This is a genomic window from Klebsiella sp. P1CD1 (assembly GCF_003790505.1).
Taxonomy (GTDB): Bacteria; Pseudomonadota; Gammaproteobacteria; order Enterobacterales; family Enterobacteriaceae; genus Klebsiella; species Klebsiella variicola.
In genome coordinates, this window is record NZ_CP033631.1 from 102,410 (window position 1) to 116,532 (window position 14,123).

12 protein-coding genes are annotated in these 14,123 nt (G+C 62.2%); 3 read left to right on the forward strand and 9 right to left on the reverse strand.

Translation table 11 applies throughout. The annotated features are described in order from the left end of the window. Nucleotides 1–97: 97 nt before the first annotated feature. From murP to eefA, 6 genes are all read right to left on the reverse strand, one after another. Nucleotides 98–1,528: a PTS N-acetylmuramic acid transporter subunit IIBC gene (gene murP / locus DTA24_RS00515; RefSeq protein ID WP_123836517.1), complete on the reverse strand. Its 1,431-nt coding sequence runs from the start codon at nt 1,526–1,528 to the stop codon at nt 98–100. 24 nt (nt 1,529–1,552) lie between these two features. After that, nucleotides 1,553–2,455 (reverse strand): N-acetylmuramic acid 6-phosphate etherase, encoded by a 903-nt coding sequence (murQ, locus tag DTA24_RS00520; protein WP_012967024.1) that lies wholly within the window; start codon nt 2,453–2,455, stop codon nt 1,553–1,555. A 162-nt stretch (nt 2,456–2,617) separates the two neighbouring features. Further along, on the reverse strand, nt 2,618–3,781 hold the full coding sequence (locus DTA24_RS00525) for a multidrug effflux MFS transporter (protein WP_110197385.1): 1,164 nt from the start codon (nt 3,779–3,781) through the stop codon (nt 2,618–2,620). A gap of 45 nt (nt 3,782–3,826) precedes the next feature. Continuing rightward, entirely contained in the window at nt 3,827–5,191 is a 1,365-nt protein-coding gene (gene eefC / locus DTA24_RS00530) for a multidrug efflux RND transporter outer membrane subunit EefC (protein WP_004889164.1), read from the reverse strand. 3 nt (nt 5,192–5,194) lie between these two features. Then, nucleotides 5,195–8,302 (reverse strand): multidrug efflux RND transporter permease subunit EefB, encoded by a 3,108-nt coding sequence (gene eefB, locus DTA24_RS00535; RefSeq protein ID WP_004151514.1) that lies wholly within the window; start codon nt 8,300–8,302, stop codon nt 5,195–5,197. Beyond that, complete coding sequence (gene eefA / locus DTA24_RS00540; RefSeq protein ID WP_064143084.1) at nt 8,302–9,426, reverse strand: multidrug efflux RND transporter periplasmic adaptor subunit EefA; 1,125 nt, start codon at nt 9,424–9,426, stop codon at nt 8,302–8,304. Before eefA ends, eefB begins: the two co-directional genes overlap by 1 nt. Before the next feature lie 206 nt (nt 9,427–9,632). On the opposite strand from eefA, the gene DTA24_RS27850 reads away from it, so the two are divergent. Next, nucleotides 9,633–9,755 carry a hypothetical protein gene (locus tag DTA24_RS27850; RefSeq protein WP_012540279.1) on the forward strand — a complete coding sequence of 41 codons (123 nt, stop codon included), beginning with the start codon at nt 9,633–9,635 and terminating at the stop codon, nt 9,753–9,755. On the opposite strand, the gene DTA24_RS27855 is transcribed toward DTA24_RS27850, so the two are convergent. Further along, on the reverse strand, nt 9,715–9,831 hold the full coding sequence (locus DTA24_RS27855; protein ID WP_012540280.1) for a hypothetical protein: 117 nt from the start codon (nt 9,829–9,831) through the stop codon (nt 9,715–9,717). The two genes, DTA24_RS27850 and DTA24_RS27855, sit on opposite strands and share 41 nt — an antisense overlap. On the opposite strand from DTA24_RS27855, the gene DTA24_RS00550 reads away from it, so the two are divergent. Next, nucleotides 9,806–10,222, forward strand: coding sequence for a GNAT family N-acetyltransferase (locus DTA24_RS00550; RefSeq protein WP_023298368.1), 417 nt, complete (start codon nt 9,806–9,808; stop codon nt 10,220–10,222). The genes DTA24_RS27855 and DTA24_RS00550 overlap by 26 nt on opposite strands. A gap of 677 nt (nt 10,223–10,899) precedes the next feature. Here DTA24_RS00550 and DTA24_RS00560 read toward each other — a convergent pair. Beyond that, entirely contained in the window at nt 10,900–11,547 is a 648-nt protein-coding gene (locus DTA24_RS00560; protein WP_023298366.1) for a TetR/AcrR family transcriptional regulator, read from the reverse strand. Between the two features lie 80 nt (nt 11,548–11,627). On the opposite strand from DTA24_RS00560, the gene DTA24_RS00565 reads away from it, so the two are divergent. Beyond that, nucleotides 11,628–13,121, forward strand: coding sequence for an MDR family MFS transporter (locus tag DTA24_RS00565; protein WP_038421916.1), 1,494 nt, complete (start codon nt 11,628–11,630; stop codon nt 13,119–13,121). Here DTA24_RS00565 and DTA24_RS00570 read toward each other — a convergent pair. Next, nucleotides 13,118–14,089, reverse strand: coding sequence for a LysR family transcriptional regulator (locus DTA24_RS00570; RefSeq protein ID WP_164481316.1), 972 nt, complete (start codon nt 14,087–14,089; stop codon nt 13,118–13,120). The two genes, DTA24_RS00565 and DTA24_RS00570, sit on opposite strands and share 4 nt — an antisense overlap. Nucleotides 14,090–14,123: the final 34 nt, after the last annotated feature.

Here is a 14,123-nt window from a genome sequence, read left to right on the forward strand (position 1 = left end):
CGGCGGGGCAGGTAATGGTAGTCGGGCGCGGCGGCGTAACGATGTTGCAGGCCCGGTAAGGCGAAGCCGCCGCCGGGCATTAACCGATAGTCGCGTTCTAGCTTAAATCGACATTTTTACTGCCGAACAGCCAGGTGAGGACAAAGCCGCACAGGTAGGAGATCGCCAGCCCGCCGGCGTAGACCGCCATCCCGGCGTAAATTCCGCTGCCGGAGGTCATCAGCGGCAGCGCCACCAGACCGGACGGGCCGAACACCGTGTTCAGGCCGACCGGCAGCCCCAGCCAGGCGATCAGTCCGACGAAGAACCCGCCGCAGGCGCCGCCGAGGCAGGCGGTGACAAACGGCTTCATCCGCGGCAGGGTGACGCCGTAGATCAGCGGCTCGCCAATCCCGAGGAAGCCCGGAATAATCGCCCCTTTAATCTGGGTTCGCAGCAGCGAATCGCGCTTCGCCCGCCAGAACAGCGCCAGCGCCGCCCCCACCTGCCCGGCCCCGGCCATCGCCAGGATCGGGAACAGCGAGTTAAAGCCCTGGGCGTCCACCAGCGCAAAATAGACCGGGACAAACCCCTGATGGACGCCGAACATTACCGCCAGCAGGAACAGGCCGGCCAGCACCGCCGAGCCAAACGGGTTGCCGTTAAGATGCAGGAACAGCCACGACATGCCGGTAAACAACCAGCCGCCAATCGGCATGATCACCGTAAAGGTCACCGCGCCCATGATCAGCAGCGTCACCGCCGAAGTGAGGATCATATCGAGGTTGGCCGGCATAACCCGCCGCACCTGGCGTTCAACCCACGCCCCAAGGATAGCGGCGATCAATACGCCGATGATATTGCCGCGCGGATCGATGCCGTGGCCGAAGAAGGTGGAAATGCCGGCGTAGAAGCCGCTGGTTGCCTCCGGGTTGTAGCCCAGCACGAACAGCGAGGCGATAATCGCGCCGTTCACGCCGGAGCCGCCGAACGCCTTCTGCGCGTTATAGCCAATCAGGATACTCAGGAAGGTGAACATCCCTTTGCTGAAGACCTTCATATAGCCAATCAGCGCTACCAGGCTGGCGTTCGGATGGGCGTTCTCCAGCACGAAGACCTGTTCCGCCAGGGTAGCAAAGCCCAGCAGCAGCCCGACGGCGATAAAGCCGGGGATCAGCGGCGTAAAGATGGTGGCGAATTTGGCGAGAAACTTCTGCACCGCGCTGGTCTGCTTGCCCTTCAGCGCCTGCTTTTTCTCCGCTGCGACGTCGGCCAGCGTCGGCGCGGCGGGCGCCTCCTCCAGCAGGACGTTCATCATCTCGGCGGCGGTTTGCGCCTTGCCGGGGCCGAGCACCACCTGGAACTGCTCGTCGCTGACGATCACCCCCATTACGCCGTCAATCTGGCGGATGGCGGCGCTGTCGGCCAGACTTTCATCGCGCAGGGTCAAGCGCAGGCGCGTCATGCAGTTGCCCGCCTGCGCGACGTTTGCGGCGCCGCCTACGTGGGCGAGGATCCGCGCTATCATTTCTTTCGTTATTTTTGCCATTGCCCGTTACCTGTCTGTCGGTGCTCAGGTGTTGCTGAGCGCCTTGCGGATATAGCCGTTGTTTTTTGCCAGCAGCGACTGCGCGTCTTCGGCGCTTAAGTCCGCCAGCACCATCACGATCGCCGTTTTACAGTGGCGGCCGCAGGCCTCCAGCGCCTTCCGGGCAGTGGGACGATCGCAGTCGGTCGCCTCCATCACGATAGAGACCTGGCGCTCAATCAGCTTGGCGTTGGTCGCTTCGACGTCGACCATCAGGTTGCTGTACACCTTGCCGACGCGGATCATCGCCCCGGTGGAGATCATGTTCAGCACCAGCTTCTGCGCGGTACCGGCTTTCAGACGGGTAGAGCCAGTGACCACTTCCGGGCCGACCACCGGGGTGATCGCCACATCCGCCAGCTGGGCCATTTCGCCATGCGGGTTACAGCTGACGATGGCGACAAAGGCATTCTGACTATGGGCGTATTCCATGGCGCCAATGACGTACGGCGTGCGTCCGCTGGCCGCCAGTCCCACCAGCACATCGCGGTGGCTGAAGTTCAGGTTCTGCAGATCCATCGCCCCCTGCGCTTTGTTGTCTTCCACGTTTTCCACGGCGCTGAGAATCGCTTTATGTCCGCCGGCGATGATCCCCACCACCTGCTCCGGGCGGGTGCCGAAGGTTGGCGGGCATTCGCTGGCATCGAGGATCCCCAGACGCCCTGAGGTACCCGCGCCGATATAAATCAAGCGGCCACCGGCCTGCAGCGCCGTCGCGACCTTATCCACCACCTCGGCAATCTGCGGCAGATAGGGCGTAATCGCCTGGGCTACCTGCTGGTCTTCCTGGTTTATCACCGTCAGCATGTCGAGGGTGGAGAGGGTGTCAATGTTGGCGCTGTTGGCGTTGCGTCGCTCGGTCAGCAGTTTGCTCAGGTCGATACTCATAGAAACCTCGTTATTCTCAGTGGCGCGCAGTATAAGGAATTATTTATTCCTTTCCTGTGAAGAGTATCACGATTAGTACGCGGAGAATAATAGGAGAATGGTAGATATGGCGGGAAATAGTGCGGTAATAAATCTGGAATATTTTATTACCGCAGCAGGAGATTAGCGCGCGCTGCGCGGTTTGCTGAGGCCCAGCAGCAGCGCCAGCAGGTAGCAGATGGTCATCGCGAGGCTCATTTTCAGCATCGTTTCGCCGCCGAGGCCTGCCAGCGGCGCGGCGATGCCGCCGAAGACAAACATCAGGGTGCCCATCAGCGCGGACGCGGTCCCGGACTGCGCGGCATCGACGGCGCTCATCGCCTCCGCGCCAGCGACGGTGCTGATGCCGCTCATCAGCGACACGGTAAAGAACAGGCCGACCAGCGCCAGCACCGGCAGCTGCAGCCAGGCAAACAGCAGCATGATCGCCGCACAGCTCACCGCCAGCGTCAGGCCGCCGCGCAGCAGGCTTTCGGCGTTAAAGCGGCGCGCCAGGCGGGAAAAGATCATCGCCGCGATAATCAGCCCGATACCGTTCAGACCGAACAGCAGGCTGAACTGCATGGCGCTCATGCCGTATTCGCTCTGCATCACGAAGGAAGAGGAGCCGATGTAAGAGAACAGCCCGGCCATCATAAAGGCCTGAATCAGGCAGAAGCGCAGAAAGCGGCGATTTTTCAGCACCGGCTGGCCGCGTTGCTGGCGGGCGGCATGCGTTGCTGTGGCCGGGCGCGTTTCCCGCAGGATCGTCAGGCTCATCACCAGCAGCACGCCGCCGATGGCGGCCATCGTCCAGAAGAGAATTCGCCAGTCGAAGGCGGTGATAACGTAGCCGCCCAGCACCGGGGACAGCACCGGCGCAATGCCGTTCACGGTCATCAGCAGGGCGAAAAATTGGGTCAGCAGGGTGCCCTGGTATTTATCGCGGGCGATGGATCGCGACAGCACCGAGCCGCCGGCGCCGGCGAAGCCCTGTAAAAAGCGCCAGACAATCAGCATGTTGATATCCCGGGTCAGGGCGCACATCGCCGAAGCAAAGATAAACAGCAGCAGAGACAGCGCCAGCGGTTTCAGGCGGCCAATGCGATCGCTCAGCGGGCCGAAAAACAGCTGACCCAGGCCGAGGCCAATCAGCGCGGCGGTCAGCGACAGCTGGGTCTGGGTGCTGGTGGCCTGCAGCTGCTGAGTGATCTCCGGCAGCGCCGGCAGATAAAAATCCGTGCACAGCGGGCCGATACCCGACAGCAGGCCGAGGATCAGCGCCCAGGAGAGGGAGACACGTGGCATAACGATTCCTTACAGAAGCCGGGCGCGGCCGCCCGGCGGGTGAAATTAACTGGCGCCGCCGCCCAGCGACTGCCAGAGGGTGATCCGGTTATTGAGGTCGGTCTGCTGCAGGGACAGCAGCGTCGTCTTCGCCGACCACAGCGTGCGCTGGGCCGTAAGCACCGACAGATAATCGCCGACTCCGGCCTGATAGCTCTTCATGGCGATATCCAGCGATGTCTGCTCGGCGGCGACGTACTGCCGCTGGGCATCGAGCTCTTCGCTCAGCGTTTCCCGGCGCGCCAGCGCATCGGCAACGTCCTTAAAGGCGCTCTGAATCGATTTCTCGTAGGTGGCAATCAACCCCTTTTTCTCCGCTTCCGCATAGCGCAGCTGCGCCAGGTTGCTGCCGCCGGTGAACAGCGGCAGGCTGATGGAGGGGGCGAACGACCACACCTGCATCCCGTGGCTGAACAGCGACGACAGCGAGTCGCTGCCGACCCCGGCGCTGGCGGTCAGGGAAATCGACGGGAAGAAGTTCGCCCGCGCCGCGCCGATATCGGCATTGGCGCTCTTCAGATTGTGCTCCGCTTCCTGAATGTCCGGCCGGCGCAGCAGCACCGACGACGACACGCCCGCCGGCACCAGCGCGATGCTGTTATCCCCGAGGCTCTCGAGGGTGCCGGGCAACAGGCTCTCCGGCACGGTTTCCCCCGCCAGCAGGTTAATGGCGTTTTTATCCTGCGCCACCAGCGTGCGATAGCTGGCGACGCTGGCGCGGGCCTGCTGATAGACGCTTTCCGCCGAGCTTACATCGCCGGCGGAAGCGGTACCCACCGCCATCTGGCGGGCGACGATGTTGCGCGAGTTTGCTGCGCTGTCCATGGTCTGCTGCGCCAGCGCCAGATTGCTGTTATCCGTCGCCAGCGTCACCCAGGCGGTGGTCAAATCGGCAATCATCGTCAGCCGGGTATTCTGCGCGGTGAATTCGCTGGCAAGCCAGGTTTCGCGCGCCGCGCGCGACAGGCTCTGGTTCTTGCCGAACAAGTCCAGTTCGAAGCTGGAGACCGCGCCGTCGGCCTGCGAAGCGGAGCTCAGGCCGCTGGCTACCGTTTTGCTGCGGGTATGGCTCAGCTCGGCATCGACAGTGGGAAACAGCGACGCCCGCGTCTCGCCGTACTGGGCGCGCGCGGCCTCGATATCGGCCAGCGCTTTTTGCACATCGCGGTTGCTGTTTAGCGCGATGCTGACCACTTTTTTCAGCCGCGCGTCATTGACCACTTTCTGCCAGTCGCCGACCACCGCCGTCGATTCGCCGTGCGCCCCGGGCAGGGTGGCCGGCACCGGCGCGGCCGGGCGATCATAATGCGGGTCAAGCGAGACGCAGCCCGCGGTCAGGAGCGCGATAAACATAAAACTCAAACGAAACATACCTTACTCCTGAGAAGGACGTTGGCGGGTGAAGAGACGTTTCACCAGCACGAAGAACAGCGGTACGAAAAACACCGCCAGCAGGGTGGCCGTCAGGGTGCCGCCGATGATGCCGGTGCCGATCGCCACGCGGCTGTTGGCTCCGGCGCCGGTGGCGATGGCCAGCGGCAGTACCCCGGCGATAAACGCCAGCGAGGTCATGACAATCGGGCGCAGACGGGTCTGCGCGGCACGGATCGCCGCCCGGGAGAGCGAATACCCCTCATCCACGGCGGATTCAGCGAACTCCACGATCAGGATGGCGTTTTTCGACGACAGGCCGATGGTGGTCAGCAGCGCCACCTGGAAGTAGACGTCGTTGCTTAAACCGCGCAGCGTCGCCGCCAGCGCCGCGCCGAGCAGGCCGAGCGGGATAACCATGATCACCGAGAACGGCACCGACCAGCTCTCATACAGCGCCGCCAGGCACAGGAACACCACCAGAATCGAGATGGCGTAGAGGCTCATCGCCTGGCCGCTGGCGAGCTTTTCCTGCAGCGAAATGCCGCTCCACGCCCAGGTGGAGCCCGCCGGCAGGCTGTCGGCCAGCTTTTCCATCTTGTCCATCGCCGCGCCGGAGCTGAAGCCGGCGGCGTTTTCGCCCTGGATCTCAAAGGCGGCGGAGCCGTTGTAGCGCACCAGGCTTTCCGGGCCGTATTGCCAGTGGGTGGTGGCGAAGGCGGAGAACGGCGTCATGCTGTTATCGCTGCCGCGAACGAACCATTTGCCGAGGTCCGACGGCACCGCGCGCGCGTCGCTTTCGCCCTGGATATAGACCTTTTTCACCCGGCCGCGATCGATAAAGTCATTCACGTAGGTACCGCCCCAGGCGCTGGAGAGCGTATCGGTCACATCGCTCAGCGACAGCCCCAGCGAGACGGCTTTGTTATTATCGATATCCACCTGCAGTTGCGGCATCTGCGGCAGGTCGTTGGCGCGCACCGACTGCAGCTCGCTGCTCTGGTTGGCCGCCGCCAGCAGCTGGCTGCGCAGCTTCATCAGACTGTCGCGGTCAGTACCGCCGCTGGCCATCAGCTCGAAGGTGAAGCCGTTGCTCTGTCCGAGGCCGTCCACCGACGGCGGGGTCATGGCGAACAGGGTGGCGTCGCGGATCGTCCCCAGCTCTTTGGTGGCGCGCAGGGCAATGGCCTGGGCGGTATTGTCGTCCCCTTTGCGCTGCGACCAGTTTTTCAGCGACACGAAGGCCATCCCGGCGTTCTGGCCGCTGCCGCTAAAGCTGAAGCCGTCGACGGTGAAAATGACGTCGGTATTGGCTTTCTCTTTGGTGAGGAACCAGTCGGTCACCTGGCGGCGCACCTCAGCGGTACGCACCGCGGTGGCCCCGGCGGGCAGGGTGTACTGGACCATGATCTCCCCCTGGTCCTCCACCGGCAGGAAGCTGCCCGGCAGCTTCCACATCGCCAGCGCCATCGCCCCGCAAATCAACGCGTAAGCGCCCATCATCACTGCGCCCCGGCGCAGGCCGCCGAGTACGCGGCGCTGGTAGCCTGCTTCCGTGCGCCCCCACAGGCGGTTAAAGGCGCCAAAGAACCCTTTGGTGTGTGGTTTGGAGTGGCTGAGCAGCGCGCCGCACAGCGCCGGGGTGAGGGTTAGCGCCACCACCACCGACAGCATCATTGCCGAAATAATGGTTACCGAGAACTGGCGATAGATGACCCCGGTCGATCCGCCGAAGAAGGCCATCGGCAGGAACACCGCCGACAGCACCAGGGCGATCGCCACCAGCGCGCCGGAGATTTCGCCCATCGATTTTTCGGTGGCTTCGCGGGCGGGGAGCCCTTCGTCGCGCATAATGCGCTCGACGTTTTCCACCACCACGATGGCGTCATCCACCAGCAGGCCGATCGCCAGCACCATGGCGAACAGCGTCAGGGTGTTTATCGAGTAGCCGAACAGCGCCAGCACGCCGAAGGTGCCAAGCAGCACCACCGGCACCGCCACCGCCGGAATGAGCGTCGCGCGGAAGTTCTGCAGGAACAGATACATCACGCAGACCACGAGAATGATCGCTTCGAACAGGGTCTGAATCACATCCTCGACCGAGATTTTGATGAACTCGGTGCTGTCCTTCGGATAGGCGATATCGTAGCCCTGCGGCATCTGACGCTGGAATTCGGCGATCTTGCTTTTCACCAGGGTCGCGGTGTCCAGTGCGTTGGCGCCGGGGGCCATCATCACCGCGATCCCGGCGGCCGGATGGCCGTTCAGATTGGCGGTGGCGGTATAATCCTCGCTGCCCATCTCCACCCGCGCGACATCGCTCAGGCGCACTACCGAGCCGTCGGCCTGGCTTTTCACGATGATCGCTTTGAACTGGTCAGGGGTTTGCAGCCGGGATTGCGCGCGCACGGTGGCGGTCAATTGCTGGGCATTGGACGACGGTAGCGCGCCGATTTTACCGGCGGAAACCTGCACGTTCTGCGCCTCAATCGCCGACTGAACGTCGGAAGGCATCAGCGAGTAGGAGGCGAGTTTGGTCGGGTCCATCCAGACGCGCATCGCGTATTCGGCGCCGAATACCTGCAGGCTGCCGACACCCTCCACGCGCGCCAGCGGGTCCTGCATATTGCTGACCAGCCAGTCGGAGATATCGGAGCTGGTGGCGCGATTGGTTTTGTCATACACCGCGAGGATCAGCAGGAAGCTGCTCTGCGATTTTTCCACCGTTACGCCGGACTGCTGGACTTCGCTCGGCAGCCGCGATTCCGCCTGCTGGACTTTGTTTTGCACCTGCACCTGGGCGGTGTCCGGGTCGGTCCCTTGCTCAAAGGTGACGGTGATGCTGACCGAGCCATCGGAGCTGCTGGTGGAGCTGAAGTAGAGCAGATGGTCGAGGCCGGTAAGCTGCTGCTCGATCACCTGGGTGACGCTGTTCTCCAGGGTTTCGGCGGACGCCCCGGTATAGGTGGCGGAGATTTTCACCGCCGGCGGGGCGACGTCCGGATACTGGCCTACCGGCAGGGTGCGGATCGCCAGCACCCCGGCGAGCATAATCAGAATGGCGATCACCCAGGCAAAGACCGGGCGACGCACGAAGAAACGGGAGAACATCAGGCATTGCCTCCGTTATTGTTGACGGCAACGGCCTTCACTGTCTGTCCGGGGGCCACTTTACTGGTGCCTTCGACAATCAGCTTATCGCCTGCTTTCAGGCCGCTCAGCACCAGCCATTTATCGCCATAGGTGTCGCCGGTTTCCACGGTACGCTGCTCAACTTTGTTGGCGGCATCGACCACCAGCGCCGTGGCGTCGCCTTTGGCATCGCGGGTGATCCCCTGCTGTGGGGCGAGGATCGCGTCGTTCATGATGCCTTCATCGATGCGCGCGCGGACGAACATCCCCGGCAGCAGGACGTGCTGCGGGTTGGGGAAGATAGCGCGCAGGGTCACCGAGCCGGTGGATTCATCGACGGCGACTTCGGTGAGCGCCAGACGCCCTTTTTCCTGGTAGGTACTGCCATCTTCCAGGGTTAACGTCACGCTGAGGGTGTCGCTGTTGCTGGCCAGGCTTTGTTTGCGTAAACGCAGGAGATCGACGCTGGATCGCGTCAGATCGACATACATGGTGTCGAGCCCGCGGATCGTCGCCAGCGCGGTATCCTGATCGGCGGAGACCAGCGCCCCCGGCGTAACCGACGAGATGCCGATGCGCCCGGCTATCGGTGCGGTGACGGTGGTCCAGTTCAGGTTGATGCGCGCGCTCTCCAGCGCCGCTTTCTTCGATTCCACGCTGGCCTTGTCCTGGGCGCAGGTGGAGGCGGCGTCGTCGGCATCCTGGCGGGAAACGCCGTTATCCCTGACCAGCGACGCGTAGCGCTGGGCCTTCTGGCAATCGGAGACCACCAGCGCCTGGGCCTGTTTCAGCGCGGCCGCCGCTTCGTTCCAGGTCGCGCGATAGCTGGAGGGATCGATCTGGTAAAGGGCCTGCCCGGCCTTCACCATATCGCCTTCGGTAAACAGGCGCTTCTGGATGATGCCGCTCACCTGGGGGCGAACTTCGGCGCTGAGCGAGGCGGTGGTGCGCCCGGTGAGCTGGCTGACTACCGGCACCGGCTGGCTTTGCAGGGTGACCACGCCCACTTCCGGCGTGGGTTGCTGCGGGGCAGATGTCTGCGCATTATCGCATCCGCTAAGGAGAAATAATGCTGTCGCGATGGGAGCTATGATGTATTTCATTATATTTTCTCAAGATATAAGACGTCCGCCCCGTTTATTTAAAAACGAGGGAATAGGTTGGGCGCTGAGGCATTTTCGGGTGAGCGAAAATGACAAAAAAGGAACACAGATGTTCCTGAACGTGATTGTTATTGTGTCTCCGTTGAAGCCAACCTCTTCGGTCTTCAGGAGGTGAAAAGCGCATCTCCTCTGGTCTTTTGGTGAGAATGATCATTCTCATTTTTATCCATTATACGATCCGTCGCGATAATGGAAAGGTTTTTTTGCTTACTTTTAGAACGCAAAAAATTAAGGCAAATAATCATGGAGAAAATAAGAATATTTTGTGAAAGTGGAGAGGGAAAATAACCATTCGGCATCGCGATACTGGAGATAGTTAATGACGCTAATCATTACAAAAAGCATTAATCCCGACGATCAACAAGAATTGTTTGCCGGTCTGCGGCACTATAATCAGCAGTATCTCGATGCGGCGCAGTTTGGCGATCTGGGGGTTTACTCCCGCGATGGGCAAGGGGTGATGCAGGGCGGGCTGATTGCCAAACGCAAGGGCAACTGGCTGTGCATTGAGTATCTGTGGGTTAGCGAGGCGACGCGCGGGCGCGGGCTGGGGAGCGAGCTGATGCAGGAGGCGGAACAGCAGGCGCAGGCGCTAGGCTGCAGCCATCTGCTGGTGGATACCTTTAGCTTCCAGGCGCTGCCGTTTTATCAGAAATTAGGCTATCAGCTGCAGATGTCGCTGCCCGACTTCCCCCACGCAGGCATGCAGCGCCACTATTTGTCGAAGGCGCTGTAACGATCCTGGTATCCCCGGGCGGTCAGGTACCCTACCTGTGGTTGTGCCGGATGGCGGCATAAATGCCTTATCCGGCCTACACAGTCCTCCCGTCGTTTCGCCCCACCCAGGACAGGCAAGCGCAGCGCCGCCGGGCAGGATATCAGGCACGGCACCAGTATTCTTGCCGGGTGGCGCCTGTCGCCTTACCCGTCCTGGGGTTCGTGCGGCCTGTTATTGATATACCCACTTGCGCGACTGAAACTGCCGGTGCTGGCGGCCTCAAAATCGCTGAGACGTTCCCGGAAGGCCGGGGCAGCCCGCATGGATGCGGGCTGAGGGCCGTGTTTTGCACGGACGCTGCCTCGGCCCGACCCGAAGCCTGCAGGGATAAGTCGAAGGGACCGCGTAGCGGCGATTTTGCTGGCCGGAGCCCGGGGGTACAGGGGGCGGCGGCGACTGGCCGCCCCCTGTGCGCTCCCTGCGCCATAAGAGACATAGCGCAGAAGAAATATCGGGAGCGCAATCTGCCCGGACATAACACGGGAGTGATAGCCCTGCTAAGCGCAGTGCGAGCAGGGAAATTTACGGTTGTGCCGTTATTTCTGTAGCCCTGCTAAGCGTAGCGCGAGCAGGGAAACTCCCGGATGGCGGCGCGTGGCGCCTTATCCGGGCTACAAAAGCGTCAAAACCACGCCTTAACCTCCGACGCCGTGGCCCATTAACGCCAGCGCGTGGCTGATGATGGTCTGGCGGTTGACCGCCTGTAAACGCGGATCGCTGTGAATGCGTGAAAATGGCACCAGCACCAGGCTAATCACCGTGGTAAACAGCAGCTCCGGCGACAGCGCCGGATTGATCTTGCCCTCCAGCTGCCAGCGACGCACCGTCTCCAGCATCACCTGAAAACGCTCCTCGCCGAAGCGGGCATCCATATGCTGACGCAGGATCGGCATCTCGCCGATGATCTCCTGCATCCACAGCGGCGCAAACCAGGCGTTTTTCTCCGCCATATGCGCCAGCGTCTCGACCATCATCGTCAGCGCCAGCACCGGGTCCTGCGGATGATCGACAAAAATGCGGCTGATGTGATTGCGCAGCGGCATAAAGCGCTCCTCAATCAGCTGGGTCACCAGCGCATCCCGGGAACTGAAGTAGTAATGCAGCATCGCCGGCGTCACCCCAGCCTCTTTGGCGATGGCGTTCAACGATACGCGGCCCGCCCCGTCGCGGGCAAACAGCATCAGGGCAATGTCCATCAGCTGTTCGCGATTGGCAGTATCCGGTTTTTTACCGCGCGGCCGACCCGGGCGGCGGGGGGCATCCTGATCCTTTTGTGCTGTCATGGTATGGCGATCTCTTGACCCGACTCATTCTTTCACTAAATATTAATTATGCATTTAATTAATTTCAAGCGAGCGTTGTAATGACTTCTGAAGTCGCTAACCCACCGGTGCAGTCGATACGCCTGCTGTTCAGCGCATTGCTGTTGGTGATGTTGCTCTCGGCGTTGGATCAGACCATTGTCTCCACCGCGCTGCCGACGATTGTCGGCGAACTGGGCGGGCTGGACAAGCTTTCCTGGGTGGTCACGGCCTATATTCTCAGCTCCACCATCGCGGTGCCGCTGTACGGGAAATTCGGCGATCTGTTCGGTCGCAAAATCGTGCTGCAGGTGGCGATTGGGCTGTTTCTCGTCGGCTCTGCGCTCTGCGGGCTGGCGCAGAACATGACCCAGCTGGTGCTGATGCGCGGCCTGCAGGGGCTCGGCGGCGGCGGCCTGATGGTGATCAGCATGGCGGCGGTCGCCGACGTCATCCCACCCGCCAATCGTGGCCGCTATCAGGGGCTGTTCGGCGGCGTTTTTGGCCTCGCGACGGTGATCGGCCCGCTGATCGGCGGTTTTCTGGTGCAGCACGCCTCCTGGCGCTGGATCTTCTATATCAACCTGCCGCTCGGCCTGTTCGCGCTGCTGGTGATCGGCGCGGTATTCCACAGCAGCAATAAACGCAGCCAGCATCAGATTGACTGGCTGGGGGCGATTTACCTCAGCATGGCGCTGTTGTGCATCATTCTGTTTACCTCGGAAGGGGGCAGCGTCCACGCGTGGAATGACCCGCAGCTGTGGTGCATTCTGGCCTTCGGCATCGTGGGGATCATCGGCTTTATTTACGAAGAGCGGCTGGCTGCCGAGCCGATTATTCCGCTGGCGCTGTTCCGCAACCGCAGCTTCCTGCTGTGCAGCCTGATCGGCTTCGTCATCGGCATGTCGCTGTTCGGGTCAGTCACCTTCCTGCCGCTCTATCTGCAGGTGGTGAAGGAGGCGACGCCCACCGAGGCCGGGCTGCAGCTGATCCCCCTGATGGGCGGCCTGCTGCTGACCTCGATTATCAGCGGGCGGATTATCAGCCGTACCGGTAAATATCGCCTGTTCCCCATCCTCGGCACCCTGCTCGGCGTGACCGGCATGGTACTGCTGACCCGCATCACCATTCACTCGCCGCTGTGGCAGCTGTATCTGTTTACCGGTGTGCTGGGAGCGGGTCTGGGGCTGGTGATGCAGGTGCTGGTCCTGGCGGTGCAGAACGCGATGCCAGCGCAGATGTACGGCGTCGCCACCTCCGGCGTGACCCTGTTCCGCTCGATTGGTGGCTCGATCGGCGTGGCGCTGTTTGGCGCGGTGTTCACGCACGTGCTGCAGAGCAACCTGCAACAACTGCTGCCGGAAGGCGCGGTGCTGCCGCCGGGAATGAATCCAGTGGCGGTTCAGCACCTGCCCGCGGATATCCGCCTCGACTACCTCGACGCCTTCGGCGCGGCGATCCACGCGGCGTTCCTGATGGCGGCCTGCATTATGGCGGTGGCGTTTGTCCTCTCATGGCTGTTAAAGGAGGCACCGCTGAAGACCGCGACGCATTAAGCGGCCCCGGCGATGCGCAGCAGTGCCTGACGCAGCGCCGGCGCGGCAAAATCGATAAATTTCCGCAGCTTAAGCGGCGCCAGATCCCGCGCGGTATACAGCAAATGGACCGGCGCCGGATCCGGCTCGACGCTTTCCAGCAGCAGACGGAGCTCCCCGTGGCGCAGGCCATCCAGCGCCTGATAGTGCAGTAAGCGGGCCACCCCCACCCCCAGGCGCGCAGCATCGGCGGCGCTCTCTGGCGTGGTGACGGATAGCACCGGCGGCAGGTTAATCAGCTGGTCCTCGCGCTCAGCGGCGCGAAAGCGCCAGCCGCGATAGGGCATCGGCGATTCAATGCGGATGATCGGCAACGCCGCCAGATCGCGCGGCCGCTGCGGCTCGCCGTATTTCGCCAGCAGCGCCGGATGGGCGCAGGCCACAATCCGCATAGTGCCGAGGCGGGTGGCCACCATGCTGCTGTCCGCCAGGTCGCCAATCCGCACCGCCAGATCGACATGGTCGCTCACCAGGTCGGCATTGCGATCGCTGAGCAGCAAACGGACGCGAATTTGCGGGTAGCGGGCGATAAATTCACTGATTACCGGAAGAACGTGCTGGCGTCCAAACATCGTTGGCGCGGAGATCACCAGCTCGCCTTTTGGCTCCTGATATTCGCCCGTCGCCTGGCGTTCGGCGTTTTCCACCTCCTCAAGGATCCGCCGGGCGGCAGCGACATAATCGACCCCGGCGTCGGTGAGCGTCAGTTTGCGGGTGGTTCGCGCCAGCAGGCGCACGCCCAGCGCGCTCTCCAGTTCACCAATATGGCGGCTGACGGTGGTCAACGGCATATTCAGCGCCCGCGCCGCCGCCGACATGCTCCCCAGCTCGGTCACTTTCACCAGCAGCGCCATCGCGCTTAATCGATCCATTATTCTCCCGTTTTTCGGAAAGATGATTGCCACTTTACCCGTATTATCATTCTTCACAGTACAGTCCATGATGGCGCCAGACAACAGGAGG